Here is a 24,087-nt window from a genome sequence, read left to right on the forward strand (position 1 = left end):
CGGCCTGCCTTCAAGAACGACGTCAGTCACGATCAATATCCGTCGGCGCGGGCGAAACCTTGATCCGTGCCACCGCCTTCAGACGGTCGGCACGCCACCGGGCGCGCGCCTGCAACGCCCCGTGCATGCCCTTGCGGCCCGGCCATGTGTCGCCCAGACGGTAACCCGTGCCATGGCCATTCCCTGGGCCGCGGCAAGAGCGACCCCGCATCGGCAGGTCTCCTGGCTTGCGGGTCGTCGCGCGTTTCCACAGCCTTCCCGGGCCCCGCATGATTTTGCGTCTGACCCAGTGGCCGTGCTCTGCCCGATCGACATCTGTCTGACCGGCAGGGCACAGGTGCAAAGCGCTCGCCGCTCACAGTTGCAGGGACAGCCCGGTTTTGAGGGTCACCTCTCGGTGATCCTGACCGCGTTCCCATTTTAAGCCCTTGCGGGCACCGTTGCGGGATGGCGGAACCGGCAGGGCCGATCCCGTCATGCCCGCGATAGTTCGGTTTGGCGGATTGGCCAAGGGGCTTTCGGCGCCCGCCGAACATGATCTGGCGCAAGGACATCGACGGAGCAGAGGTTTCATGAAACTGTTATGGTCCGGGTCCAGACAGACTCCCGCAACGCCCCGGCATGGAAGGGAAACCTTGTGGAAACCATGAACCCCATCGCCTCTGAGCCGGAAGTCGCCCAAGCCGCCGCGATCTGCCTGCGGCACAGCGCCGACCATGGCGGCCCGGAGGTTCTGCTGATCGCCAGCCGGGGCACGGGCGAATGGTGGTTGCCCAAGGGCCATATCGAAAGCGGCGAGGCATCGCATGATACCGCCCAGCGCGAGGCGCGGGAGGAAGCGGGCGTGCTGGGCGAGGTGGATCGGCGGTCCATCGGCTCCTTCTGCTATCGCAAGCCGCTGATCGATGCGCTTTATTGCGTGGAGGTCCATCTCCTGCGGGTTCTGGGGCAGACCGGGGGCGTCGCGGCGGGCGAGGCGCGCCGGATGCGCTGGGTTCCACTGGCTCTGGCCGCGCGTGAAGTGGGCAACCCGCAACTGGCAAGCCTGCTGGATGGAGTTTGCGCCGAGCTGTCGCGGAGCTTGCAGACGGCCTGAACACGGGTAAGTTCAGACGTGTCAGTGTCGCGCAAGCGCAACCTGCCGGTGGCAGGGCGGGGCCACGATCACTCGGAGCACTCTGTTCATGGCCCCCGTCAAAACCGCCAGCCTTCCCGATTTCGTTTTGCTGGGGACGGTTCCCGAGGCTTCGCGCTTTCTGCTCAGCGCCCGGTTGCTTGGCGAGCGGATCGATACGCGCCATGTCTCCGAAGAGGCCCTTTCCGAGCCCTGGCTGACACGCGAGGGGCTGACCATCGTGTTTCGCGATGGCGTGGTGGTGTCGATCACCGATGAGGACAGCGCTCAGGGCCATCCCGACAGCCTGCTGCTGCCCCATACGACGGATTTGGAGCAGACCCCGGAAACCGAAATCACCACGCTGGTCGTCAAACCCGGCGCCAATGACAAGATCGCCGCCGATGGGCAAATCCAGCTGCTGGACGCCAGCACGGAGCGTTTTTTGCTGGTGGCGATCGTGCTGGCCCGCAGCGTGATGCTCTCCCGAGACGAAATTCTGGTGGCCGAGGCGTTCGACCGGATCAGTCCGCTGGTCGGCGATCTGCGTGAGAACGGGCAGGCCCGCCTGCCGATCAAGCAGGCGATGCAGCTGGTGGGCAATGCTCTGGCGGCGCGGCATCGCATCATGGGCAGCGCTCAAGCCAATGACCGGCCCGATCTGCTCTGGGATCATCCCGAGCTGGACCGCCTCTATGCCCGCCTTGAGGACGAGTATGAGCTGGATGAGCGCCACGAGGTGCTGGAGCGCAAATTCGTGGCGCTGGGCGATGTGGCTGAGGTGTTGCTCGATATCGTGCGCGACAAGCGCGCCTATCGGCTGGAGCTGGCCATCATCGCCCTGATCGCCTTCGAGATCGTGATCTCGCTGGTGGATATGGCGCTGCGTTCAGGCGGGCATTAAGAAGGAAGCGTTTGACGCGGGACAGCATGCTGGATCAGCAGCTGTTCCAGCGCATCATAGGCCACCGGCTTGACCAGATGATGGTCGAACCCGGCCTGAGCCGCCAGTTCCTTATCGCGGTCCTGCCCCCAGCCCGTCTGCGCCACGATCAGCGTCTCGCGGAACTGCTGGTCCTGACGGAAGGCGCGGCAGACCTCATAGCCATCCATCACCGGCAGGCCGATATCGAGCAGGATGGCATCGGGCTCGTAATCGCGCGCGGCTTCCAGCGCATCGCGGCCATCGTTGACCACCTGAAAATCGTGGCCCATTTCCTCAAGCATCCAGCCCATGCTCATGGCGATCATGGCATTGTCATCGACCACCAGCACCTTGAGCGGACGCTCGGCAACGCTCTGTTCGGCCTGATCGGGTAGCACCGCGCCTGGCAAAGCCGCCGCCAGCGGGGTGCGGATGGTGAAGGTGCTGCCCTGCCCGGCCCCGTCGCTGCGGGCCTCGATCGAGCCGCCATGCATTTCCACCAACTGCCGCGCCAGCGCCAGACCGATGCCCAGCCCGCCCTTGGCATGGACCGAGTGATCCTCGATCTGGGTGAAAAGCTGGAAAATCTGCGACTGCATGGCTTCGGGGATGCCAAGACCATTGTCGCTGACGGCGATCACCGCCTCGCCGCCCTGCGCCGTGAGGGAAACGGCGATCTTGCCGCCTTCCGGCGTGTATTTGGCGGCATTGTTGAGCAGATTGCCCAGAACCTGCGCCATGCGCGTCAGATCGGCATCAAGCCAGAGATCCTGCGGCGGCAGATCCACCGTCAGGCTATGGCCATGGCTTTCGATCAGCGGGCGGCTGGCCTCCAGCGCGAGGCGGACGATCTCGGCGGCCTGAATGCGTTCGCGGCGCAGCTCGATCTTGCCCTGGCTGATGCGTGAGACATCGAGCAGATCGTCGATCAACCGCACCATCTGCGTGAGCTGCCGGTCCATCATGGCGCGAATATCCGTGGCGCTCTGGTTGTCAGGATTGCGGCGCAGCACGTCCAGCCCGTGCCGCAGCGGGGCCAGCGGGTTGCGCAATTCATGCGCCAGCGTGGCGAGGAACTCATCCTTGCGGCGGTCCGCCTCTTCCAGAGCGGCACTGCGGGCTTTCAATTCATCGCGCTGAGCGGCAATCTGCTGGCGCTGGCGGTAAAGTTCGAAGAAGACCTCCGCCTTGCTGCGCAAAATGTCCGGCTCGATGGGCTTGTGAATGAAATCGACCGCGCCCGCCTCATAGCCGCGAAAACGGCGCTGGCTGTCGGCATTGCCTGCGGTGACGAAGATGATCGGCACGTTGCGCGTGCGCTCATTGCCACGCATCAGTTCGGCCAGATCGAAGCCCGAAAGCCCCGGCATCTGCACATCGACCAGCGCCAGCGCGACATCATGCTTCAGAAGCAGTTCCAGCGCCTCATCACCCGAGCGGGCTTTCAGCAGCACCAGACCATCGCGCCGCAACAGGGCTTCGAGCGAGAGGAGGTTTTCCTCCAGATCGTCCACCAGAAGAAAGCTGACGGGGGTCATGCGCGACTGTTCCTTCCCGGATGATTGCGGCCCAGATCCAGAAGATAGGCCGAAATATCCTCGATTGTCATTATCTTGGCCTGCGGGCACTGCGCGATGGCAGCCTCAGGCATGGCGGTGGCATAGGCACCTTGGGGATTTTGCACAATGGCCGTTCCACCCGCATCGACGATGGTCTTGAGGCCCAAAGCGCCATCCTGATTGGCGCCGGTCAGCACGAGGCCGGTCAGCCCCTCGCCATAGGCATCGGCGGCGCTCTCGAACAGCACATCGATGGAGGGGCGCGAAAAGAACACCGGCTCCTCGCTGGAGAGCGACAATGTGTGATCCTGCTCGACCAGCAGATGGTAATCGGGAGGCGCGAAATAGGCGGTGCCGGGCTGGATAGGCTCCTTGTCCTCGGCCTCGCGCACGGAGATGGCGCATTTGGACTGGAACAGGTGAGCCAGCACGCTGTCACGGTCGGGGCGGATATGCACCACGATCAGGATCGGCAGCGGATAATCGGCGGGCAGCAGGGGCAACAGCTCGGACAGTGCCTGAAGCGCACCTGCCGAAGCGCCGATGACGATGGCTTCAGGGGGGAGGGCCTGATGGGAACGGTCGCTCACCGATCCAGCCTTTGGTAAATCTTGTCACCCGGCGCCAATTCGCTGAAACTGGCGGTATGCTGCGAAAAGCGCAGGCTCTCCTTCGAACCCAGCCCGAGGAAGCCCTTGCGTGCCAGCGAATCCTTGAACAGCCCCACCGCGCGATCCTGCAGGGGCCGGTCGAAATAGATCAGCACATTGCGGCAGGAGATCAGATGCATCTCCGCAAAGACGGCATCGGTGACCAGGCTGTGATCGGAAAAGACCACGCGGTTGCGCAAGCTCTTGTCGAAGGCGCCCTTGCCATAGGCGGCAGTGTAATAGTCCGAGAGCGAGGATTTGCCGCCCGATTTGCGGTGGTTCTCGGTGAAGAGCTGGAAGCGATCGAGGTCGTAGATCCCCGCCTCCGCCTTGGCCAGCGCGTCCTGATTGATGTCGGTGGCGTAGAACAGGGTGCGCTGCTCCAGTCCTTCCTCACGAAAGAGGATGACGAAGGAATAAAGCTCCTCGCCCGTGCTGCAACCCGCGATCCAGATGCGCAGACTGGGATAGGTGCGCAGATGCGGGATCACCTTCTCGCGGATCGCCTTGAAATAGGAGGGATCGCGAAAGACCTCGCTGACCTGCACCGTCAGATAGGAGAGCAGGCGCGGCAGCATATCGGGATCATGCAGCACATCATGCTGAAGCGCCGAAATGCTGCGATAGCCTAACTGCTCGCGCGCCTGCCTCAGCCGCCGCTTGATCGAGGCCTGAGCGTAATTGCGGAAATCATAGTGATAGCGCCGGTACAGCCCTTCGAGCAGAAGGTGGATTTCAATATCCTCCACCCGCTCGCTGAGGAGACCGGTGCTCACAGGCTCCTCGCTCATCGCGGCATCCAGACGCGCACCAGCGACAGCAGCTTGTCCACATCCAGCGGCTTGGCCATATAGTCATTGGCCCCCGCCTCGATGCAGCGCTCCTGATCGTCGGGCATGGCCTTGGCGGTGAGCGTGATCACCGGCAACGCCTTCCACGCCGGATTGCTGCGGATGGCGCGGGTGGCGGCAAGTCCGTCCATCACCGGCATCATCACATCCATCAGCACCAGATCGACCGCCAGCTCATTCTGAACCGAGGCCTTGTCCAGCATCTCCAGCGCCTCGCGCCCGTTGCGCGCGATCTCCACGATGGCACCGCGCGGCTCAAGGATGTTGGTCAGCGCATAGACGTTGCGGATATCATCCTCGACCACCAGAATGCGGCGGCCCTCAAGGATGGCATCGCGATGCGCCGCCTTGCGGATCATCTTCTGCTGCTCGTCCGACAGGTCCGAAACGACCTGATGCAGGAACAGGCTCACCTCATCGAGCAGACGCTCGGGCGATTTGGCACCCTTGATGATGATCGATTTGGAATAACGCCGCAGCTTTTGTTCATCGTCAGCCGACAGGTCGCGCCCGGTGTAGACGATCACCGGCGGGAAGGAATAGGCCTCCTCGCGGCTGAGCGTTTCGAGCAGCGAATAGCCCGAGGCATCGGGCAAAGACAGATCCAGCACCATGCAGTCAAAGGTCTGCACCTTCAGCAGATCCAGACACTCCGCCGCCGTACCCGCCGCCACCGTCTCGACATCCTGAGAGGCCAGCAGGCGTTCGACAGCATCGCGCTGCACGGCATCGTCTTCCACCACCAGCACGCGATGCATGCGCTGGGAGAGCTTGGCCTCCAGCCGGCGCAGCACCTCGGCCAGATCCTCGCGCTTCACGGGCTTGAGCATATAGCCCACCGCGCCCAGCGAGAGCGCCGTCTGCGCATGATCGCTGCCGGAGACGACATGGATCGGAATATGGCGCGTTTCCACATCGCGCTTCAGCCGGTCCAGCACGGAAAGGCCGGACTGATCGGGCAAGCCCACATCCAGCACCACGGCGCTGGGCATATGCTGCCGCGCCAGCGCCAGAGCCTCTTCCGCCGTGCTGGCCACCAGCGCCTGGAAACCCATTTCGCGCGAGAGATCGCGCAGAATGCCGGCGAAGGTATCGTCATCCTCGATCACCAGCAGGATGCGGCGGGTGGCATCGGGTGTGCTGTCATCGAGATGATCGCGGTCGTCCTCCACCTTGCGCGGCAGGGGTATGGGCGCCAGCGGCTGCGCGCCGGGTTCTTCGGCCACCGGCAATGCGGCGGGCGCGGCAGGGCGATCCTGCCGGGCCACAACCGCTGCCGGATCATAGGTCACGGGGATCTCCACCGTGAAGGTGCTGCCCTGCCCCAGCGCGCTGCGCAGGCTGATCGTGCCGCCCAGCAGCCGCGCCAGCTCGCGCGAGATCGAGAGCCCCAGCCCGGTGCCGCCATATTTGCGGCTGATCGTGCCATCGGCCTGACGGAAAGCGTCGAAAACGCTGTGCTGCTGCTCGGGCGTCATGCCGATGCCGGTATCGCGCACCGCCAGCGCCACGCGCCCCTCGGCAGCTCGGCGGATGGTCAGATCGACCTTGCCCTGCTCGGTGAACTTGAACGCGTTCGACAGCAGGTTCTTGAGCACCTGCTGCAGGCGATGGGCATCGGTCTCGATCAGCGGCGGGCATTCGGGCGCGATCTCCACCGCGAACTCCAGCTTGCGCTCGCGCGCGACGGGATCGAAGGTCTGCTGCACCTCCTTGACCAGCCGTTCCACCGCCACGCTTTCGGGGCGGATTTCGACATGCCCGGCCTCGATCTTGGAGAGGTCGAGAATATCGTTGATCAGATTGAGCAGATCGCTGCCCGAGGACTGGATGGTGCGGGCAAACTTCACCTGCTCGGCGGTGAGGTTCTCCAGCGGATTGTCCGAGAGCAGCTTGGCCAGAATCAGCAACGAATTGAGCGGCGTGCGCAGCTCATGGCTCATATTGGCGAGGAAATCGGACTTGTACTGGCTGGCCTGCTCCAGCTCGCGGGCCTTCAGCTGCACGGAAGCGGCGGTGCGTGACAGCTCGTCGCGCTGCACCTCCAGCTGCTGGGTCTGCTCTTCCAGCTGGGCGTTGGTGGTTTCCAGCTCCGCCTGCTGCTGCTCCAGCCGCACTTGCGACTCTTTCAGCGCCCGGCTCTGCTCTTCCAGTTCCTCGTTGGAGACGCGCAGCTCCTCGGCCTGAACCTGCAGCTCTTCCGACTGACGCTGGGTTTCCTCGACCAGATCCTGCAATTCGCTGCGATAATCGGCGGAGCGGATCGCCACACCAATCGCCTCACCGGCATGATCCAGCAGCGCCAGCGCCAGATCGTCCATCTTATGGATAAAGCCCAGCTCGATCACGGCATTGACGCCGCCCTCAAAGCCCGCCGTGGAAACGATCAGATCGCGCGGACGGTCACGCCCCAGCGCCGAACCGATGGTGAGATAGCCTTCAGGCACATCGCGGATAACGATGGACCGCCCCTCGGCAGCGGCCTGCCCCAGCAGCCCCTCGCGCGGGCCGAAGCGTTCAGGCAACGGCGCGTCGGCAGGCACGCCATAGCTGGCCACCCGGCGATACTCCCCGCCCGAGCGCACGAACAGCGCCCCGGCATGAGCATCGAGATAACGCGCCAGAAACTGCAGGATGTTCTCGCCCAGTTCATCGGTCCGCTGGTCACCCTGCATGGCGGCGGACAGGCCGACCTGACCGGACTGCAACCAGTCCTGCCGCTGCCGCGCTGCCGTGGAGCGTATCATCAGAATGCCGACCACACCCGTCAGCACCATCCCCAGCAGGCCGGAAAGAATGCCGCTGGCCAGCGCTGTCTCATAGGCGCCATCCATTTCAGTGAGGCGCTGCTGGCGCAGGCTGGCTTCTTCCTGGTTCATCACCGCAAGCTGGGTGCGGATCGTGTCCATCTCCGCCTTGCCCCGGTCTGACAGCACCACGGCCAAAGCGGCCTCACTGCCCCTTGTACGGCGCAATTCGATGGTCTCGCGCAATTCGGCCAGCTTGGCATCGATATGCACGCGCAGCGCGGCAATGCGCCCCTGCTGGCGGGGATTGTCGCTCGTCAGGGCCTGGAGATCGCCCAGCTGCGTTTTCAGCGAAAGCACTGCCGCATTATAGGGCTCCAGATAGCGCTCGCTGTCGGTCAGCAGATAGCCGCGCTGGCCCGTCTCGGCATCCTTCACGCTGGAGAGCAGCTCATCCAGCGTGGTGATCACCTCATGCGAATGGATGATCCTCTCATTGTCATCTTTCAGCGTGCGGATGTTGTACCAGGACACACCGCCCACGATCAGGAAGAACAGCAGAACGGCGGCAAGGCCGGTCATCACGACAGGGTCCGCCAGAGATTTGCGCTTGAGGCTGGCGGGCGCAGGCTTGTTTGTCATGGAGGCTTTCAGAAAGGGGCGTGGCAGGCGGGGGATATGTGGAGGAGATCTGTCTGCCGTCAACAGATCATGGGGTTGTTGCGGGGCACAATTATGCGGTTTTCCGCTTTCTGGCCTATGCGCATCATCTCCCCGGTCTCCCCTGAACCACCGGCATAGAACAGCGCGGTTACCCAAAGGTTCCATGGTTACCGGAAGATAAGCAAATTTTTCCGAGAGCTATGCGCCACGGCTGATCTGGGGAGCATTCCACATCCCTGAACGCCAAGGCATGGGAACAGCCTTTCCTCCCAACCTTTTACGTAGCAAACTGCAAGCCCGCCACCAGACCTGTGATGGAGCAACCATGAACCGCCACGCCCCCATCGATCATGATCCGACGCTGTTTGATCCGCTTCCCGCGCGGTCGATCTCGGTGATCATCGCTTGCGGGTTTGACGAGGCTTATGGCTTCACCCGCCAGCCGGAGAATTTCCCGCGCTGGGCTTCGGGTTTTGCCTCATCGCTGCGACAGGAGGGGCCGGCGTGGGCGGCCAAAACCCCTCAGGGTGAGGCGCGGGTATTGTTCAGCCCGCCCAACCCCTATGGTATCCTCGACCACTGGGTCGCCCTGCCCCGCCAGGCAGAAATTTATATTCCGCTGCGGATGATCGCCAATGGCAGCGGCACGCTGGTGGTGTTCACCCTGTTCCGCCAGCCGGGCATGGATGATGCCGCTTTCGAGCGTGATGCGGCTATGGTCGAAAAGGATCTTCGCGCCCTCAAGACCCTGCTGGAGGGGCTAAAGGGCGCGACATAGCTTCAGCCCTTCGGCGTCACCCAGACCTCGACCGGCGCCACGAATTTGCCCGGCGCGGGCTTGCCGACATGCACCCGGTCGGCGGTGACCAGCTCTCCGCTGGTGAGGTTGAAGCTTACCCAGGGCTTGGGCATGCGCCCGAAGGTCATTTTCTGGATCGGTTGGCCCGTGGCCGAATTCATGATGGTGGCGATGATGCTCATCGGCGCGCCGCTAGACCTATCGGGCTTGCCGCGTCCACCATGCCCATCGGGTTATCCACCAGCCGATGGCAGGCCCGCAAAGCCGCAATCGATATGTGCGTTGACAAGAAAAATTATGTACGAAATAGTCCCCTCAAGATTTGATCCGCGCAAAAATCGGATAAATCATCGCTGAGAGTGCAGAAAAAAGCGCTCCGGCGACAGGAGAGAGGATGAACCGGATGGTGACTGGATCAAGGCATCGCACATACCTTGCGACGTCGGCAAGCGTGCTGCTGTGTATCGCTTCCACCGCGCTTCAGGCGCAGGTTCTCGAAAGCGTTCCTCCCATCGACACCACATCGGGCGCGGTGACAGGCACTGTGCTGGAGGGCGGTGTGAAGGCCTGGTTGGGCGTGCCCTTTGCCAAGCCGCCGCTCTATGATCTGCGCTGGCAACCGCCTCAAGCGATCCACTGGAACGGCGTCTACAACGCCGACCGCAAGATGCCCGAATGCATGCAGGTTCTGCGCCCGCATGACATCAACAATTACTTCGGCGAGGAAGCATCGTCCGAAAACTGCCTCTACCTCAACATCTGGGCGCCTCCGGGCAGCAAGCCCGCCGACAAGCGTCCGGTGGTGGTCTTTATCTATGGCGGCGGCTCGACCATCGGCTCGGCGGGCAGCCCGATGTATGATGGTGCCGATCTGGCGAAAAAGGGCGTGGTCTATGTGACGATCGCCTATCGTCTGGGCATTCTGGGCTGGATGGCCCATCCCGAGCTGACGAAGGAACAGGGCGGCCATTCGGGCAATTACGGCTATCTCGACCAGAGCTTTGCCCTGCGCTGGGTGCATGACAACATCGCCCGTTTCGGCGGGGATGCGGATCGGGTCACCATCGCGGGCCAGTCGGCGGGGGCGGGATCGGTCAGTGCGCAGATGCATAGTCCGCTGTCGAAGGGGCTGTTCTCGGGGGCCTTCATGTCATCCACCTGCAGCATCGGCACCGGCACCCTGCCAAGCCTAGCCGATGGCGAGAAAGTGGGGCTGGAAATCCAGAAGCGGCTGGGCGCCAACTCGCTTGAGGATCTGCGCTATATCGCTGCCGACCAGCTGATCCGCCTGCAGGCCGAAACGCAGGTGGGCTACAGCAACACCGGCGGCGTCAAGGCGACACCAGTCCTCGACGGCTATTTCTTCACCCGGCAGAAACCGGAAGCCGCCAGCACTCATGCCATGAGCGACGTGCCGGTTCTGGCCAATTTCAACAGCGGGGAATCCGCAGGCCTGTTCTATGCCGCCCATACGGTGGAGCAGTACCGCAACCTCGCCCGGACATATTACGGCGACAAGGCCGATGCTTTCCTCAAACTCTATCCGGTAAGGAGCGATGCCGAGGTTGCGCCCACCGCCGCCAGAATCGCGCGGGAAGCCGCCATTGCCTACAACTCGCGCCAGTGCGGGGTAATTCAGGCGAAATACAACAGATCGCCGGTCTATATCTCGATGTATGACCGCAAGCATCCCTATGCGCCGGGCGCGCACGTGGGCGATCAGGACCCGGCCACCATCGGCGCCTATCACAATGCCGACATCATCTACTGGTTCGACAATCTGGATGTCTTCAACGCCATCCGCCACACCCGCGACTGGACCGCAACCGACCGCGCTCTGGCCGGCACCATGTCCGATGCGCTGGTCGCCTTCGCCGCCAACCGCGATCCCTCGACACCGGCACTGGGCTGGCCCGCATGGTCGGCGAAGAGCGATGGTTTCATGCGCTTTTCCAGCAAGGGGCAGTTCGAACCCTTCAACACCAAAGCCATGGAATGGCTGGCAGCGAACAAGCCTGAAGCCGCGGCTTTGCCCAGCGGTGGCGGCATGGGCGCGCCGGGCATGATCAGCGGCAAGGGGCCGCGAGACTGACATTCCTCTATGGGGGCAAGACACAGAACGCCCCGATCACCCTTTCAAGGACCAGCGCATGAGATGTTCCGCAAAACGCCGTTTCGCCGCTGCCATGCTGGCCTGTGCTTCCGTGGCTCCGGCCTTTCAGGCTCATGCCGGGGTGGCGGTACCGGTTGGGGGCGATCCCGTCAGCATCGACAGTGGGGCCGTGGCCGGCACGATGATCGATGGCGCGGTGAAGGCCTATCTCGGCGTGCCTTTCGCCGCGCCTCCGGTGCGAGAGAACCGCTGGCGCGCGCCTCAGCCTGTTGCGGCATGGCAGGGTGTTTACCATGCTGACGCCTTCAAACCGCAGTGCCCGCAAGGGATGCGCTCGGCCAGCATCAACCATTATTTCGGCGAGGAAAGCGTTTCGGAGGATTGCCTCTACCTCAACCTCTGGGCGCCCGCTCAAGCCAGGCCGGGCGCCAGAATGCCGGTGGTGGTGTGGATCTATGGCGGGGCCTTTACCGTGGGGTCGGCCTCCAGCCCGATCTATTCCGGAGCGCCTTTGGCGCATAAGGGGGTGATCTATGTCGCGCCCAACTATCGCCTTGGCGTGCTTGGCTTTATGGCCCATCCCGCACTGACGGCGGAAAGCGGACATCATGCCAGCGGCAATTGGGGCTTCCTCGATCAGGTCGCCGCGCTGCAATGGGTGAAGCGCAACATCGCCTCCTTCGGCGGCGATCCGGACAATGTGACGCTGGTGGGGCAATCGGCAGGTTCGATCTCGATCAACAATCTGCAGGCCAGTCCGCTGGCCAAGGGGCTGTTCACCCGCGTGCTGGGGCTGAGCGGCTCAGCCACGCGCGGCGGCCCTGTCGATGCCATGGGCGCGACTTTGGCTCAGGCCGAAAGCACCGGGCAGAAGTTCCAGCAGGCGCTCAAGGCCGCCGATATCGCGGCCATGCGCCAGATCTCCTTCGACAAGATCATGGCAGCGGCCCAGCAGAGCGGCATTCGCATCGGCCCCAACATCGACGGCTGGTATCTGCCCGATACGGTGCAGCATATCTTTGAGGCCGGGCAGCAGAGCGACGTACCCGTGGTGACTGGATCGATGGCGAATGACCTTGGCACCAATGTGCCGATCCGCGCCGCCCGCAGCCTGAGCGCCTATCGGCAGTCCGCGCAAACCACCTATGGCGAGAAAGCCGCGCAGTTCCTGAAGCTCTGGCCTGCACGCGATGATGCATCGGCGGCGGCTCAGACCGAACAGCTCGGGCGAGACAGCGGCTTCGGGCTTGGCGCCTACAGTTGGGCCAGGCTGCAGGCCACGCATGGCAGGCAGCCTGCTTACCTTTATCTTTTTACCAAGGTTCAGCCGTTTACGCCGGGGGTAACCTTCTCCGATTTCGATCCCGCCACGGCGGGCGCCTATCATATGGGCGATGTACCCTATGTGCTGGGCACTTATGATGCGTTCAACGCCTTCCGCAAAACCCGCGATTGGGGTCAGGCTGACCGGACGCTCTCGGAGGATCTGCAAAAACTGGTGGTCAGCTATGCAAGCACGGGCGTTCCCGAAGGTGGAGCCATCCGGCTGGTGAAATTCGATCCCAAGGATGAATGTCGCACCGTGATCGACGATCACACCAGCGTCGAGAAGCTGAACACACCGGGCCTGTCCTTCCTGCTCGATACCCAAGCCGCGCCTCAGCCACCGGTGACGCCTGCGGCCAATGGTGCAAAACCAACCTATTGAACGATAACAGCAGGCAAGGAGCCCCCTGCCCTCGCCTGCTGATTGCCAGCCTTCCGGGTTTGGCCCGGATGGGCTGGTCGCTCTGTTGGAGCACCTTGTCCCGCATGTCCTGCATATCAGCCGGATCAATCCCTATCGGGTGATCTGCGGGCGCAGCTTTGATTCTGGTCGCGATGTGGAATATATCAATATCTTGTGTTGATATGCAGGCCTCCAATCCACATATTGATCAGGATATCACATTTACCCTTCAAGCTGCCGCCCCATCAACGGAGATCATCCATGCGTCCAACCCCGGCTCCCAGCTTTCGTGCGCTCGATCCGGGCATGGGCGTCGCGGTGGCCGAGCGGACCTATCTGCGCCGCATCCTGACGGATGAGGCGGCCAGCCTGCTCGACCCCGAGATCGCGCTGAACCCCAGGGACCCGGATCTGAAGCCCTGGCTGGTGGCGCTGGGCAACAGCGGCTTTACCGCCAGCCTGAGCCCCGATGCCGCGCATCGCGGCATGGTGCCGCCCACCCGCTGGGAAAGCTGGGGCGAGCTGGCCGGTCGCGTGGCTTATGGCAATGCCTCACTGCTGGCGCTGGTGCAGGGTGATCCCGCCACGCGAGACGCCCAGTCGGCGGAATTGCGCGATCTGATCGCCAAGGGCGCCGTGCTGATGTCGGGCCGCCACCTCCAGCAGGGCGACGAAAAGCAGATCGACCGCCCGCAGGAGGTCTTCACCAATTGCAGCACCGCAGCGACCTCCTTCGCGCTGTTCTATCTGCTGCTCAACGGATCGGGCGTGGGGCGCTGCTATGACGACGATCTGATGCTCACCAATTGGGATAATATGCCCACCATCCGCGTGGTGCTGGATGATGCCCATCCCGATTTCGATCCCTCCCAGCATACATCGGTGCGCGATGCCCGGCATCTCTATGGCAAGGGCGCCAATGTGGTGTGGTTCAACGTGCCCGACACGCGCGAAGGCTGGGCTCAGGCCGTCGAGCAGCTGGAAATCATGACCTATCAAAAGGTCTTCCGTGACAGCCTGCTGGTGCTGGACTTTTCAGCCGTGCGCGGTCGCGGCGAGCCGATCATGGGCATGCAGGGCCGCCCCTCCTCCGGCCCGGTGCCGCTGATGAATGCGTTCGAGAAGATCGCCAAGATCAAGGGCGCTGGCCTCTCGCCCTGGCGCCAGACGCTCTACATCGACCATTATCTGGCCGAACCGGTGCTGGTGGGCGGCGCCCGCCGCGCGGCGCGCATGTCCACCAAGCACTGGTCCGATCTGGAGGCGGTGGACTTTATCGAGGTGAAGCGGCCCATCGAATATGATGGCCTCTCGATGGAAGAGGTTCTGGCTGTGCGCGAAAGCAGCGCCTTCCCGCCCATGGCCTTCCTGTGGTCCAGCAACAACAGCATCACCGTGGACGCCGATTTCTGGCGTCGGTTGGAAATGCCCGAGGATGACCCGGACTACAACAGCCAGCGCAGCCGCCATGCCCGCCATGTCTTCAGCCGCGCCGCGCAATGTGCCTATGGCGACGGCACCGGAGAGCCCGGCTTCATCAACGAGGACCAGTTGGTGAAGAACGATGCCGGTCTGGATGCCGCCGTGTTTCGTAGCGGCGATTTCGTGGGGTCTGACCGCTACAGCGTGCAGGATGAGACGCGGCTCTACCTCGCCCGTCTGGCCCGCATCACCGCCAGCAAAAGCAACGGCTATATCGTCAACCCCTGCGGCGAGATCGTGCTGAGCGTGTTGGGGGCCTTCTGCGTCATCGCCGATGTCGCCCCCTTCCATTGCGACACGCTGGAGGAAGCCCATCAGGCCGTGCGCGCCGCCACCCGCGCCCTGATGCGCGTCAATCTGATGGACAGCCTCTATGCCGCCGAGGTGCGCCGCACCAACCGCATCGGCGTGGGGCTGACGGGTGTGCATGAATTCGCGTGGAAGTTCTTTCAGGTGGGTTTCCGCGATCTGATCGCCCCGGATTTCGACGGCTATCGGCAGACGGCGCAGGCTGATCTGACAGAAGCCTCACCCGCCATCCGCGCGGCAGCCTTCTGGGAAACCCTTGGCTCGCTTTCTCGCGCAGTGCATACCGAAGCCGTGGACTATGCCGATGTGCTGGGCGTTTCCGTGCCCCACACCATGACCACCATCAAGCCCTCCGGCTCGGTCTCGAAACTGTTCGGCCTGACCGAAGGATGGCACCTGCCCTCGATGCTGCGCTACCTGCGCTGGGTGCAATATCGCGATGACGATCCGCTGGTCGAAGATTACGCCAAGGCCGGTTACCCGGTGCGCAAGCTGGAGGTCTACAAGGGCCACACCATCGTCGGCTTCCCCACCGCCCCGCTGATCACCACGCTGGAGGGGATCGAACCCCATCTGGTCACCGCCAGCGAGGCCAGCATGGAGGAGCAATTCGCCTGGCTGCAACTGGGCGAGAAATTCTGGCTGGAGGGCTTCACCGGCCACGATTGGCAGAACGGCAGCAAAGCCACCCCCGCCTATGGCAACCAGATCAGCTACACGCTGAAATATAGCCCTAGCCAGACCAGCTTCGCGCTGTTCGAGGCGATGCTGCGCCAGCATCAGCCCCATGTCCGCGCCTGCTCGGTGATGCCGCAGTCCGACGATCTGACGGCCTATGAATATCTGCCCGAGGAGCCCGTCGCCAAGGCCGAGTTCGAGCGTATCGCCCGCGCCATCCAGCGCACCACCCTGTCCGAGGACGTGGCGCGCGAGCATCTCGATTGCGCGACGGGTGCCTGCCCCATCGAATTCCGCGACGAAGCGGCGTGACCGCTGCCGCAGGGCCGCCCTCCCCGGGGCGCCCTGCGCAGGCCTTCCTATAGTGCTGGCCAAAATTCAATTTGCCGGTGGAGCCATCCATCTCCATCCTGCCCCGCAACAAGAACGGGCGCGAAGACACGCGCTCAGGGGGAGACCGGGAGCGCCTATGCTGACCACAGGGGCAAGATGCGTCGATTGTGAGGGCAACACCAGGGGCCCGGGCTGACGCGCCGCCCCCCCTATTCTCCCTTCGAAAGGCACGGTTCGACAAGGAGCCTCGGCATATGGGCCAGTCCACGTCTCTTTTCACCTTCTACGGCGATCCGCAGCGCGAAACCTCCGCGCCATCGCGCAAGACGAGCGCCACGCCACACCCCGCCACCTCCGGCATGCCCGAGGTGCCCTACGCCAATATTCCCAGCTTTCCGCAATTGCGCGCCTTTGCCTCGGTGGCGGAAACCCGCAGCGTCTCGCGCGGGGCGAGCGATCTGGCGCGCTCGCAACCGGCGGTTACGCAGGCCATCGCCAATCTGGAAAGCTGGTTCGGTGTGCCGCTGTTCCTGCGCCAGCGCAGCGGCCTGTTCCTGACCGAGGCGGGCATGATAGTGCATCACCGCGTGCAGCGCTATGTCTGCGACATGCGCGGCGCCCTGCTGGAATTCGGCGGCGAGCGCGGCTGGACCAGCGCCCATGCCGATGCCCTTGCCGGGCGGCTGACGCGCCCGCTGATCGTCACCCTGCTGCTGATCGATGAATTCGGCTCGCTGGTCCATGCCGCCAAGATGCTGCAACAGCGCGAGGCGACGCTGCGCAAGGCCGTCGGCAGCCTCGAATCCGAACTCGACGCGCCGATCTTCGATCGCGAGCCCCATGGCATCAGCACCAACCAGCAAGGCAAGCAGCTGGCCTCCCGCATGCGTCTGGCCATGCGCGAGCTGGAAGCCGCGCGCGAGGAGGTCAACGCCGGTTTCGGCGTGGAGAATGGCCGCATTCTGGTGGGCGCGATGATGCTGGCGGGCAATCACCTGCTGACCTCGGTGCTGCAAAGCTTCACCCGCGCCTATCCGCAGGCGCAGGTTTCAGTCACCAATGCCACCTATGACATGCTGCTCGATCGCCTGAAGCGCGGCTCGATCGATTTCGTGGTGGGGCTGCAAAACCGCCCTCCGGCCACAGACAATGTGCTGGAGCAGGTGATCGCCGCCGATCCCTTCGTGCTGGCCGTGCGCCGCGGCCACCCGCTGCTGGCGCAGGAAAAGGTCACCCGCAACGATCTGGCCCAATATGACTGGGTGCTTTCCGCCCCCGGCGCGATCCGGCGGCAGGCCTTCGAGGACCTCTTCGCGGGCATGGCCCGCCCCTTTGGCCGGGTCGAGACCCATTCGCTGGTGACGATCATGGCGCTGCTGGCTGACAGCAATGCGATCGCCGTTCTCACCCGCTCCGAACTACTGCTGGCCGAGGAGTTGGGGGACCGTCTGGCAGCGCTCGATTTCGGGCCTCTGGAGACGGAAAGCTGCGTGGCGATGATCACCCGCCGCGGCTGGCTGCCCACGCGCTTGCAGACCGCCTTCGCCCATGCCTTGCGCGGGCTGGATCGGGAGCCGGGCAGTCTTTCGCCTTTCGAAAGCGCTTTGTTGAGGGGGTAAAAGGGGCTGGAAGAAGGGAGAATGCAAGGGGGCTTTGTTGGTTGCATGTCTCAAGAGGAATGCCCGGCCCCCTCGCATATCCTCTTGAAACCGTCATCCCGCGACCAAGACGAAAACGCCCAATTTCAGCCACGCTGACAACGATCTTCTGCATAAAACCCTCATGCCTCGGCATCGGCTTCCCCCGCACGGAAGGATCAATTGCCCCATTCGGTTCTTTCACAAGCACGCCTCGAATGTCTCGGGGATATTCCTGCCTCTCCAGCCGAAAGGACTTTCCATGAGGATTGATCGCAAGCTTACCGCCACCGCCCTGACCGGTCTGGCTCTGGCCGCCACCATCGGCATGGCCGCACCTGCCTCGGCTCAGGTCACGCATGAAACGCAGGAGCAGCACAGCACCCGCACCAGCACCACCGTTCCGGGCAATGTCTCGACCAACAAGGTGAAGGTGGTTCATGTGAAGAAGCATGTGGCCGCGCCCGCCAAGCCCGCCCCGGGTTCCACCGTGCACACCACCGTGACCAAGACGGAGCATCGCGCCGCGTCGAGCCAGTCCGGCCAATAAAAATTTCATGTAAAATCGATCGTCACGGGGCATGATGCCTCGTGGCGATTGCGCGAAACAGGCCGCCCGGGCCTGACTTGTCCGTAAGGCAAACCGCCTTGAACGGTCCGTTTTCGCGCGGACGGCAAAAGCTGTCAGAATTTAACGCTTAATTTCATTCTCTGCGCCAAGGTATGGCTCAACCGCCATCCCCCCAACGGCTCAGGCAATGCACGTCGATCTCACCACGCTCTATCTTCTCGTCATCGGCACGCTGCTGGTCAGCGCGGCCATGACGCTGTGGGAGCGTAAAATTCGCCCTGAACACCGCGATGCCATGGGCTTTTGGGCGGCGGGTTACACGGCTCTGGCAGCGGGCTGCCTGGCCGCGACGGATCGCCATATGCTGCCCGGTGTTTGCGGTGCGGCCACCAGCAATCTCATCATCATGACCGGCTATTTGCTGATTCTCGAAGGCGTGGCTGCATTGAACGGCCGTCGACATCGGATCGCTTCCGCCGGCTTGCTGGCCGGCATTGCGGTGGCCTGGTGCGTGGCCGGAACGCGCTGGCAGGGGCTGGTGTGGGACTATGTCTCGGCCCTGCCCATCGCGCTGGTCAGCGCCGCGACCATGCGCGAGGTCCTGCTCTGCCATCCTCTCAAACATTTGCGGGCACGGCGGGTTATCGTCGTCACCACGGCCAGCTATGCCTTGCTCTATGCAGGCCGAGCCTTGCTGCTGCCTTTCCTGACCCAGGCCTTTGGCCCGGGTTTTATGGCCATGGCCAGCGCGGTGACGATGTATGGCGGCGTGCTCTATTCCGTGGTGCTGCCCATGGCGCTGCTGACGCTGATCCGCGAGGAAGCCCATGACCGCCTGCTCCGCGCCTCGCTGACCGATTATCTGACCGGCCTCGGCAACCGCCAGTGGTTCTTCGAGCAAGGCGCGCGTCTGCTGGGCGAGCCGCATCGCTCGCTCTCGCTGCTGGCCTTCGATATGGACCATTTCAAGGCGATCAATGACCGCCATGGCCATGCCACGGGCGATGAGGTGCTGCGCAGCTTCGCCCGCATTGCCCGCAAGCTTCTGGGCCCTGACGCCGTTCTCGCCCGCATCGGCGGCGAGGAATTTGCCGCCCTTCTGCCCGATTGCGACGGCATGCAGGCCCGCCGCATCGGTCAGGCCGTGGTGCAGCATTTCGCCGACCATGCCTCGATCACCGCCCACGGCCTTGCGGTGCATGCCACGGTCAGCATCGGTCTGGCCGATATGGCGATCGGCCTGCGCACCAGCGAAAGCCGCGCCGAGGACGATCTGGCGGCGCTGCTCTCGGCGGCGGATCGCGCGCTTTATGCGGCCAAGGCTCGCGGACGCAACCGGGTGGAAAGCGCCGTGCTGGCCCCTCTGCCCCGCGTCTCTTTCGGCTGAGCGTCAGGCCTTGCAGACAGGCGCTTGACGCGGCAGGCGTCGCGTGATTTCACGGCGCCGTGACTGACCAACCCCGCTCCGACTCGTCGTCTGAAAACCGTCCCCACGCCAAGGCCGAGGCCAAAGCGGAAGTGCGCGCTGCCGAAGCCGCTGCCATCAGGCGGCGCTGGATCACGCTGGGCGAGGTGCTGGCGGTGGTGGCCGTGATCATCTCCGCCCTGACTTTGTGGAACAATTGGAGCGAGCGGCATGACAGCGATGCTGTCAAACATGCCGATGCCGCCAAGGCCTCGGCGCGGGCGGGCACGCTGCTGCTGGTCGCGATCAATTCGGGCAAGAGCGAGCTGGTGCTGAAACCCGGCTCGCCGGATCAGTCGGTGCAAAGCCAGGAGATCGCTTTCCCCACCGCGCTGAGCGTCGCCCAGGCCCAGACCACCGGCGAGCCGCGCATCGAGGCGACATGGTTCGAAAGCGCGCTCAAGACGGCGCGTGGGCAAGCGAATATGCCCGATGACAGCCGGGGCGACGAACGCCTGCCCGTGGTCATCACCACCCATTTTCTGGTCGATGGCGATCCGCATGAGGATGTTGCCATTTACGACATCGGCTACAGCATCGCCGGTCGCTGGCTGGGCGGACACAGCGTGACCTTGCGCGGTGTTTCGCTGGTGTCGCGGGTCAAGGCCGATCATGCGCAGGCCGCGCTGGATGCGCGCTGGAACCGCCTGTTCCCGCAAAAATAACGCGGGCGTCGCCGAGCGACCACCCGCGCTGTTATACGTTCAAGCGGTGTGGGGCTGTGGCGCCTGCTCAGCCAGATCGGCTTGACCGATCCATGCCAGCCGGTTGCTGTCCTCAGTCGTGTTTTCGGTGAGACGCCTGGGGCGCCCCAGCAGATAGCCCTGCGCTTCCTGACAGCCCTGCTCGCGCAGGAAGGCCAGTTGCTCCACGGTTTCCACGCCCTCGGCCAGCACAGGGATGCTCAGGCTCTCGCCCAGCGCCAGCACGGCGCGCACGATGGCCGCCGATTGCGGCGCCTGATCCAGCTCGGTCATGAAGGAACGGTCGAGCTTGATCTTGTCGAAGGGGAAAGCCCGCAGCGTCGAGAGCGATGAATAGCCCGTGCCGAAATCATCCATCGCCACGCCGATCCCCATCCCCTTGAGCTGACGCAGGATGTGGGTGGTGCGCTCCAGATCGGTGATCATCGCGGTTTCGGTGATCTCCAGCTCCAGCCGTGAGGGCGACAGGCCGCTTTCCAGCAGCACCTGAAGCACAAAGCCCGGCAGATCGACATGCGCCAGCTGCACCGGCGAGAGGTTCACCGCGATCTTGTGCGGCTCGCTCCATGCCGCAGCCTCACGGCAGGCGGTGCGCAGCACCCATTCGCCCAGCGGCAGGATCAGCCCGCATTGCTCGGCCAGCGGAATGAACTGGTCGGGCGAGACCGAAGTGCCATCAGGCCGGTTCCAGCGCAGCAGCGCCTCATAGCCGGTGATCTCGCCCGTGCGGACCGAGGCCTGAACCTGCCAATGCAGGCTGAACTCTTCGTTATCCAGCGCCTCGCGCAGCTCCTTGACCATGCGGCGGCGGTCGCGCACGGCCTTGTCCATCTCCTCCTCATAGAAGCAGACATCGGTGGAGATCGAGGATTTGGCGCGATACATCGCCAGATCGGCATTGTTGATCAGCGTCGAGGTTTCCTCGGCATCCTGAGGCCAGATCGCCACGCCGACGCTGAGCCCGCAGGAGATCTTGCCGTCATCCATATCCATCGGCGTGGTAACAGCCTCACGCAGGCGGTCGATCAGATCGAGCGCCGCGTCGCGTTCCGGCAGAGGCATCAGGGCAATAAATTCGTCGCCACCAAGACGCGCCACGAATTCGCCGGGGCGCAGCGTGGCCTTCATCCGCTCGGCGATATGGATCAGCAGGCGGTCGCCCACGGCATGGCCATGCGTATCGTTCACCTCCTTGAACCGGTCGAGATCGATCGAGAGCAGCGCCAGATCGCCCTGAGCAATGCCCGGTGCCGTCTGCCGCTCAAGCCAGTCGAGGAAGGAGGCGCGGTTGGGCAGACCGGTCAGGCTGTCATTGCGGGCCAGATGGGCGATCCGCTTCTCCTGCGCCAGACGCGCGCGCAGATCGCGCACGGCATAGATCAGATGAGCGGGCTTGCGCCTTTCATCCCGGCGCAGCGCCACCTCGACAGGGATCTCGGCCTGATGCGCGTTGAGCATGCTCAGCTGGGTCAGGCTGCTGGCAGAGACCGTATCGATGGCTGGCAGCCAGTTTTCCAGCGGATTGCCAAACATCACCTCCTGAGGCACGCCCGCCAGAGCCGCGAAACCGGCATTGGCGGCCAGGATCACGCCCTCACGCACCACGACCATGCCATCGACACTGCCCTCAAGCAGCTCATCGAGGCTGCGCCGGGATTCCGCGCGCGATTGCAGGTCCAATGCATGGCTGGAAACACCCGTGCCCAGGATCAGCAGACCGATCCCGGCCACGGCAAAGGCCATCACCACCGTCGCGTCGCCGCCATTGAGTTGGCCGCCCATCGGCGCAAAAGGCACGATGGTCATGGCCGCCATGCCGGTGAAATGCAGCACGACAATGCTGGCCACCATCAGCGCGACGGCGCCGTAAAGCGTGCCCTCACGCCCGGCGGCGCGCGCCTGCCGGAACGCCAGAGCGCCCAGCACCACCGCGCCCAGCACCGATCCGGCAAGGACAGCGGTATCCCACAGCACGGCACCGCGCACCGCAAAGGCCGCCATGCCGGTGTAATGCATCACCGTCACCGCCAGACCGAAAATCACCCCGCCGATCTCTCCCGACCAGCGCCCCTCACGCGCGCCGACCGACAGCGCCAGCCCGCTGCCCAGAATGGCCAGCACCAGCGAAAGCCCCGTCAGCAGCGGTTCGTAAGTCACTGCGGCACCGGGGCGATAGGCCATCATCGCCACGAAATGGGTGCACCAGATGGTGGCGCCCGTCGCCACGCCACCCATGAAGATCCAGGCCGGAGCGGCGCTGCGCTCGGCATAGCGCAGGCGGCGGAACAGGCCGAAGGTGATGGTCGAGCCGACGAGGCAGAGGAAGGCAGCCAGGGCCACCAGCCACAGATTATGCTCCTGCGTCAGGCACATAAGGAAGCGCATGAAAGGGGGATCTCACGGATGATAGATATGTCCGCATCCCTATCGGACGGCCGTGGTAAAGATTTTTTAAATAACACAACATTTTACATCGCTACGGATTTTCCCTTGGGGTCAAAACGTAATGTTCGGCGGCAAGGGCTTGATCCCCTTGCATTTCGCCAGCTTTCTGCCTCATCCGGTCGCGCGGCGGAAACTGCTGCGCCGCAGCAACGTTTGTCCGGCATGATCGATCATCTCGCCACCATGTTGAACGGCCTTCCTGATTGGATGCGGCAGGGTTTTGTCGCTCTGGTGGCAGGGGCTGCCGGGGCGCTGGTCGCTCTGGCGATCCACCGGGTGATGTTCCGTGTGCTGCAGCGGATCACCGCGCGCACCGCCAGCCAGTCGGATGACATCATCGTCAGGCATATCCGCCGCCCCACGCGCTGGGCCTTTGTGGCGCTGGGGATCGTGCTGGCCGCCCGGCAGGCCCCGGCGCTCAAGGACTTTTGGGACAGCATTTCCGGCTTTGTGATGCCGCTGCTGACCGGCTGGATCGCCATCGCCATCCTCAACGCGCTGGTCGAGGCGATGACCCTTCACGCGGACATCACCGTGGAGGACAACCGACAGGCCCGGCGGCGGCGGACACGTTTGGGCATTTTCGGGCGGATCATCACCTTCGTCATCGTCTTTCTGGTGGTGGCGCTGATGCTGTTCTCGGTGCCCGGCGTGGCCAAGGTGGGCGCCACGCTGATGGCTTCGGCGGGTCTGGCCGCTCTGGCGGTGGGTGCTGCCGCGCAGCCTGCGTTGAAAGCGCTGATTGCCGGCTTCCAGATGGCACTGACCGAGCCGATCTCGATCGACGATGTGGTGATCCTCGATGGTGAATGGGGCCGGATCGAGGAAATCCGCACGACCTATGTCGTGGTGGTGCTGTGGGATCAGCGGCGGCTGGTGGTGCCCACCAACCGCTTTCTGGAAGAAACCTTCCAGAACTGGACCAAGACCACCTCGCAATTGCTGGGCACGGTGATGCTCTATGTCGATCACACGATCGACGTGCCCAGGCTGCGCGCCGAATACACCCGCCAGATTGAGGCGCATCGCTTGTGGGATCGCCGCGCCCAGGTGCTTCAGGTGACCGATTGCAAGGAAATGACCCTCGAAATCCGCCTGCTGATGAGCGCCAAGGATGGTCCGACCCTGTTCGATCTGCGCTGCGCCCTGCGCGAAGGCATGATGGATTACATCCGCCGCGAGATGCCCGAGGCGCTCTCCCGCCGCCGCACCCAGCAGATTGCGCCGGTCGATATCACCCCCAGCCCCGCTCTGGCCGAACTGTTCTCGGCCAGACGGTCTGTGGACCAGAGCTGAGGCCGCCAATCCTTGCC

The 24,087-nt window shown here is 63.7% G+C and carries 18 protein-coding genes and 1 riboswitch; of the genes, 11 read left to right on the forward strand and 7 right to left on the reverse strand.

From position 1 onward, the window contains the following. Nucleotides 1-22 precede the first annotated feature (22 nt). Complete coding sequence (locus HGK27_RS09300) at nucleotides 23-211, reverse strand: hypothetical protein (protein WP_206240275.1); 189 nt, start codon at nucleotides 209-211, stop codon at nucleotides 23-25. After that, nucleotides 196-457: riboswitch (cobalamin riboswitch) on the reverse strand. It overlaps the preceding gene by 16 nt. Nucleotides 458-646: 189 nt before the next feature. On the opposite strand from HGK27_RS09300, the gene HGK27_RS09305 reads away from it, so the two are divergent. Together HGK27_RS09305 and HGK27_RS09310 are read left to right on the forward strand one after the other, a co-directional pair. Continuing rightward, complete coding sequence (locus tag HGK27_RS09305; RefSeq protein WP_241127372.1) at nucleotides 647-1,096, forward strand: NUDIX hydrolase; 450 nt, start codon at nucleotides 647-649, stop codon at nucleotides 1,094-1,096. A gap of 88 nt (nucleotides 1,097-1,184) precedes the next feature. After that, nucleotides 1,185-2,018 carry an RMD1 family protein gene (locus HGK27_RS09310; protein ID WP_206240277.1) on the forward strand — a complete coding sequence of 278 codons (834 nt, stop codon included), beginning with the start codon at nucleotides 1,185-1,187 and terminating at the stop codon, nucleotides 2,016-2,018. Here the strand turns inward: HGK27_RS09310 and HGK27_RS09315 are convergent. From HGK27_RS09315 to HGK27_RS09330, 4 genes are read right to left on the reverse strand one after another with little or no spacing between them, the layout of a single operon-like run. Next, nucleotides 2,015-3,577 (reverse strand): response regulator, encoded by a 1,563-nt coding sequence (locus HGK27_RS09315; RefSeq protein ID WP_206240278.1) that lies wholly within the window; start codon nucleotides 3,575-3,577, stop codon nucleotides 2,015-2,017. The genes HGK27_RS09310 and HGK27_RS09315 overlap by 4 nt on opposite strands. Further along, nucleotides 3,574-4,188, reverse strand: coding sequence for a chemotaxis protein CheB (locus tag HGK27_RS09320; protein WP_206240279.1), 615 nt, complete (start codon nucleotides 4,186-4,188; stop codon nucleotides 3,574-3,576). Before HGK27_RS09320 ends, HGK27_RS09315 begins: the two co-directional genes overlap by 4 nt. Continuing rightward, nucleotides 4,185-5,039, reverse strand: coding sequence for a CheR family methyltransferase (locus HGK27_RS09325; RefSeq protein WP_206240280.1), 855 nt, complete (start codon nucleotides 5,037-5,039; stop codon nucleotides 4,185-4,187). The genes HGK27_RS09320 and HGK27_RS09325 overlap by 4 nt, the downstream gene beginning before the upstream one ends. Further along, nucleotides 5,036-8,428, reverse strand: a complete 3,393-nt coding sequence (locus tag HGK27_RS09330; protein ID WP_206242986.1) for a response regulator — start codon at nucleotides 8,426-8,428, stop codon at nucleotides 5,036-5,038. Before HGK27_RS09330 ends, HGK27_RS09325 begins: the two co-directional genes overlap by 4 nt. Nucleotides 8,429-8,834: 406 nt before the next feature. Here HGK27_RS09330 and HGK27_RS09335 point away from each other — a divergent pair, with 406 nt between their 5' ends. Then, on the forward strand, nucleotides 8,835-9,287 hold the full coding sequence (locus HGK27_RS09335) for an SRPBCC family protein (protein ID WP_241126982.1): 453 nt from the start codon (nucleotides 8,835-8,837) through the stop codon (nucleotides 9,285-9,287). Between the two features lie 2 nt (nucleotides 9,288-9,289). On the opposite strand, the gene HGK27_RS09340 is transcribed toward HGK27_RS09335, so the two are convergent. Beyond that, nucleotides 9,290-9,490, reverse strand: a complete 201-nt coding sequence (locus HGK27_RS09340) for a hypothetical protein (RefSeq protein ID WP_206240281.1) — start codon at nucleotides 9,488-9,490, stop codon at nucleotides 9,290-9,292. Between the two features lie 212 nt (nucleotides 9,491-9,702). Between HGK27_RS09340 and HGK27_RS09345 the strand changes: the two genes are divergently transcribed. From HGK27_RS09345 to HGK27_RS09375, 7 genes are all read left to right on the forward strand, one after another. Next, nucleotides 9,703-11,400 (forward strand): carboxylesterase/lipase family protein, encoded by a 1,698-nt coding sequence (locus HGK27_RS09345; protein ID WP_206240282.1) that lies wholly within the window; start codon nucleotides 9,703-9,705, stop codon nucleotides 11,398-11,400. Nucleotides 11,401-11,458: 58 nt separating this feature from the next. Further along, nucleotides 11,459-13,129: a carboxylesterase/lipase family protein gene (locus HGK27_RS09350; RefSeq protein WP_206240283.1), complete on the forward strand. Its 1,671-nt coding sequence runs from the start codon at nucleotides 11,459-11,461 to the stop codon at nucleotides 13,127-13,129. Between the two features lie 282 nt (nucleotides 13,130-13,411). Continuing rightward, nucleotides 13,412-15,931, forward strand: a complete 2,520-nt coding sequence (locus HGK27_RS09355; RefSeq protein ID WP_206240284.1) for a glycyl radical enzyme family protein — start codon at nucleotides 13,412-13,414, stop codon at nucleotides 15,929-15,931. Between the two features lie 275 nt (nucleotides 15,932-16,206). Then, nucleotides 16,207-17,571 (forward strand): LysR substrate-binding domain-containing protein, encoded by a 1,365-nt coding sequence (locus tag HGK27_RS09360; protein WP_206240285.1) that lies wholly within the window; start codon nucleotides 16,207-16,209, stop codon nucleotides 17,569-17,571. Nucleotides 17,572-17,851: 280 nt separating this feature from the next. Next, nucleotides 17,852-18,139 carry a hypothetical protein gene (locus HGK27_RS09365; RefSeq protein WP_206240286.1) on the forward strand — a complete coding sequence of 96 codons (288 nt, stop codon included), beginning with the start codon at nucleotides 17,852-17,854 and terminating at the stop codon, nucleotides 18,137-18,139. Nucleotides 18,140-18,347: 208 nt separating this feature from the next. Then, nucleotides 18,348-19,547, forward strand: coding sequence for a GGDEF domain-containing protein (locus HGK27_RS09370; RefSeq protein WP_206240287.1), 1,200 nt, complete (start codon nucleotides 18,348-18,350; stop codon nucleotides 19,545-19,547). Between the two features lie 59 nt (nucleotides 19,548-19,606). Next, nucleotides 19,607-20,290, forward strand: a complete 684-nt coding sequence (locus tag HGK27_RS09375; protein WP_241126984.1) for a hypothetical protein — start codon at nucleotides 19,607-19,609, stop codon at nucleotides 20,288-20,290. Between the two features lie 39 nt (nucleotides 20,291-20,329). On the opposite strand, the gene HGK27_RS09380 is transcribed toward HGK27_RS09375, so the two are convergent. After that, nucleotides 20,330-22,714, reverse strand: a complete 2,385-nt coding sequence (locus HGK27_RS09380) for a bifunctional diguanylate cyclase/phosphodiesterase (RefSeq protein WP_206240288.1) — start codon at nucleotides 22,712-22,714, stop codon at nucleotides 20,330-20,332. 222 nt (nucleotides 22,715-22,936) lie between these two features. Here HGK27_RS09380 and HGK27_RS09385 point away from each other — a divergent pair, with 222 nt between their 5' ends. After that, the gene (locus HGK27_RS09385; RefSeq protein ID WP_206240289.1) at nucleotides 22,937-24,070 is read left to right on the forward strand and encodes a mechanosensitive ion channel family protein; all 1,134 of its coding nucleotides are present in this window, start codon (nucleotides 22,937-22,939) and stop codon (nucleotides 24,068-24,070) included. Nucleotides 24,071-24,087 lie beyond the last annotated feature (17 nt).

The sequence above is a fragment of the Novosphingobium terrae genome, from assembly GCF_017163935.1.
Lineage (GTDB): Bacteria > Pseudomonadota > Alphaproteobacteria > Sphingomonadales > Sphingomonadaceae > Novosphingobium > Novosphingobium terrae.

What these genes read in the sequence shown, in the direction of transcription:
- HGK27_RS09300 (WP_206240275.1), bottom strand. Translation starts at nt 211, where the DNA reads ATGCGGGGTCGCTCTTGCCGCGGCCCAGGGAATGGCCATGGCACGGGT.
- HGK27_RS09305 (WP_241127372.1), top strand. Translation starts at nt 647, where the DNA reads ATGAACCCCATCGCCTCTGAGCCGGAAGTCGCCCAAGCCGCCGCGATC.
- HGK27_RS09310 (WP_206240277.1), top strand. Translation starts at nt 1,185, where the DNA reads ATGGCCCCCGTCAAAACCGCCAGCCTTCCCGATTTCGTTTTGCTGGGG.
- HGK27_RS09315 (WP_206240278.1), bottom strand. Translation starts at nt 3,577, where the DNA reads ATGACCCCCGTCAGCTTTCTTCTGGTGGACGATCTGGAGGAAAACCTC.
- HGK27_RS09325 (WP_206240280.1), bottom strand. Translation starts at nt 5,039, where the DNA reads ATGAGCGAGGAGCCTGTGAGCACCGGTCTCCTCAGCGAGCGGGTGGAG.
- HGK27_RS09330 (WP_206242986.1), bottom strand. Translation starts at nt 8,428, where the DNA reads ATGACCGGCCTTGCCGCCGTTCTGCTGTTCTTCCTGATCGTGGGCGGT.
- HGK27_RS09335 (WP_241126982.1), top strand. Translation starts at nt 8,835, where the DNA reads ATGAACCGCCACGCCCCCATCGATCATGATCCGACGCTGTTTGATCCG.
- HGK27_RS09340 (WP_206240281.1), bottom strand. Translation starts at nt 9,490, where the DNA reads ATGAGCATCATCGCCACCATCATGAATTCGGCCACGGGCCAACCGATC.
- HGK27_RS09345 (WP_206240282.1), top strand. Translation starts at nt 9,703, where the DNA reads ATGAACCGGATGGTGACTGGATCAAGGCATCGCACATACCTTGCGACG.
- HGK27_RS09350 (WP_206240283.1), top strand. Translation starts at nt 11,459, where the DNA reads ATGAGATGTTCCGCAAAACGCCGTTTCGCCGCTGCCATGCTGGCCTGT.
- HGK27_RS09355 (WP_206240284.1), top strand. Translation starts at nt 13,412, where the DNA reads ATGCGTCCAACCCCGGCTCCCAGCTTTCGTGCGCTCGATCCGGGCATG.
- HGK27_RS09360 (WP_206240285.1), top strand. Translation starts at nt 16,207, where the DNA reads ATGGGCCAGTCCACGTCTCTTTTCACCTTCTACGGCGATCCGCAGCGC.
- HGK27_RS09365 (WP_206240286.1), top strand. Translation starts at nt 17,852, where the DNA reads ATGAGGATTGATCGCAAGCTTACCGCCACCGCCCTGACCGGTCTGGCT.
- HGK27_RS09370 (WP_206240287.1), top strand. Translation starts at nt 18,348, where the DNA reads ATGCACGTCGATCTCACCACGCTCTATCTTCTCGTCATCGGCACGCTG.
- HGK27_RS09380 (WP_206240288.1), bottom strand. Translation starts at nt 22,714, where the DNA reads ATGCGCTTCCTTATGTGCCTGACGCAGGAGCATAATCTGTGGCTGGTG.
- HGK27_RS09385 (WP_206240289.1), top strand. Translation starts at nt 22,937, where the DNA reads ATGATCGATCATCTCGCCACCATGTTGAACGGCCTTCCTGATTGGATG.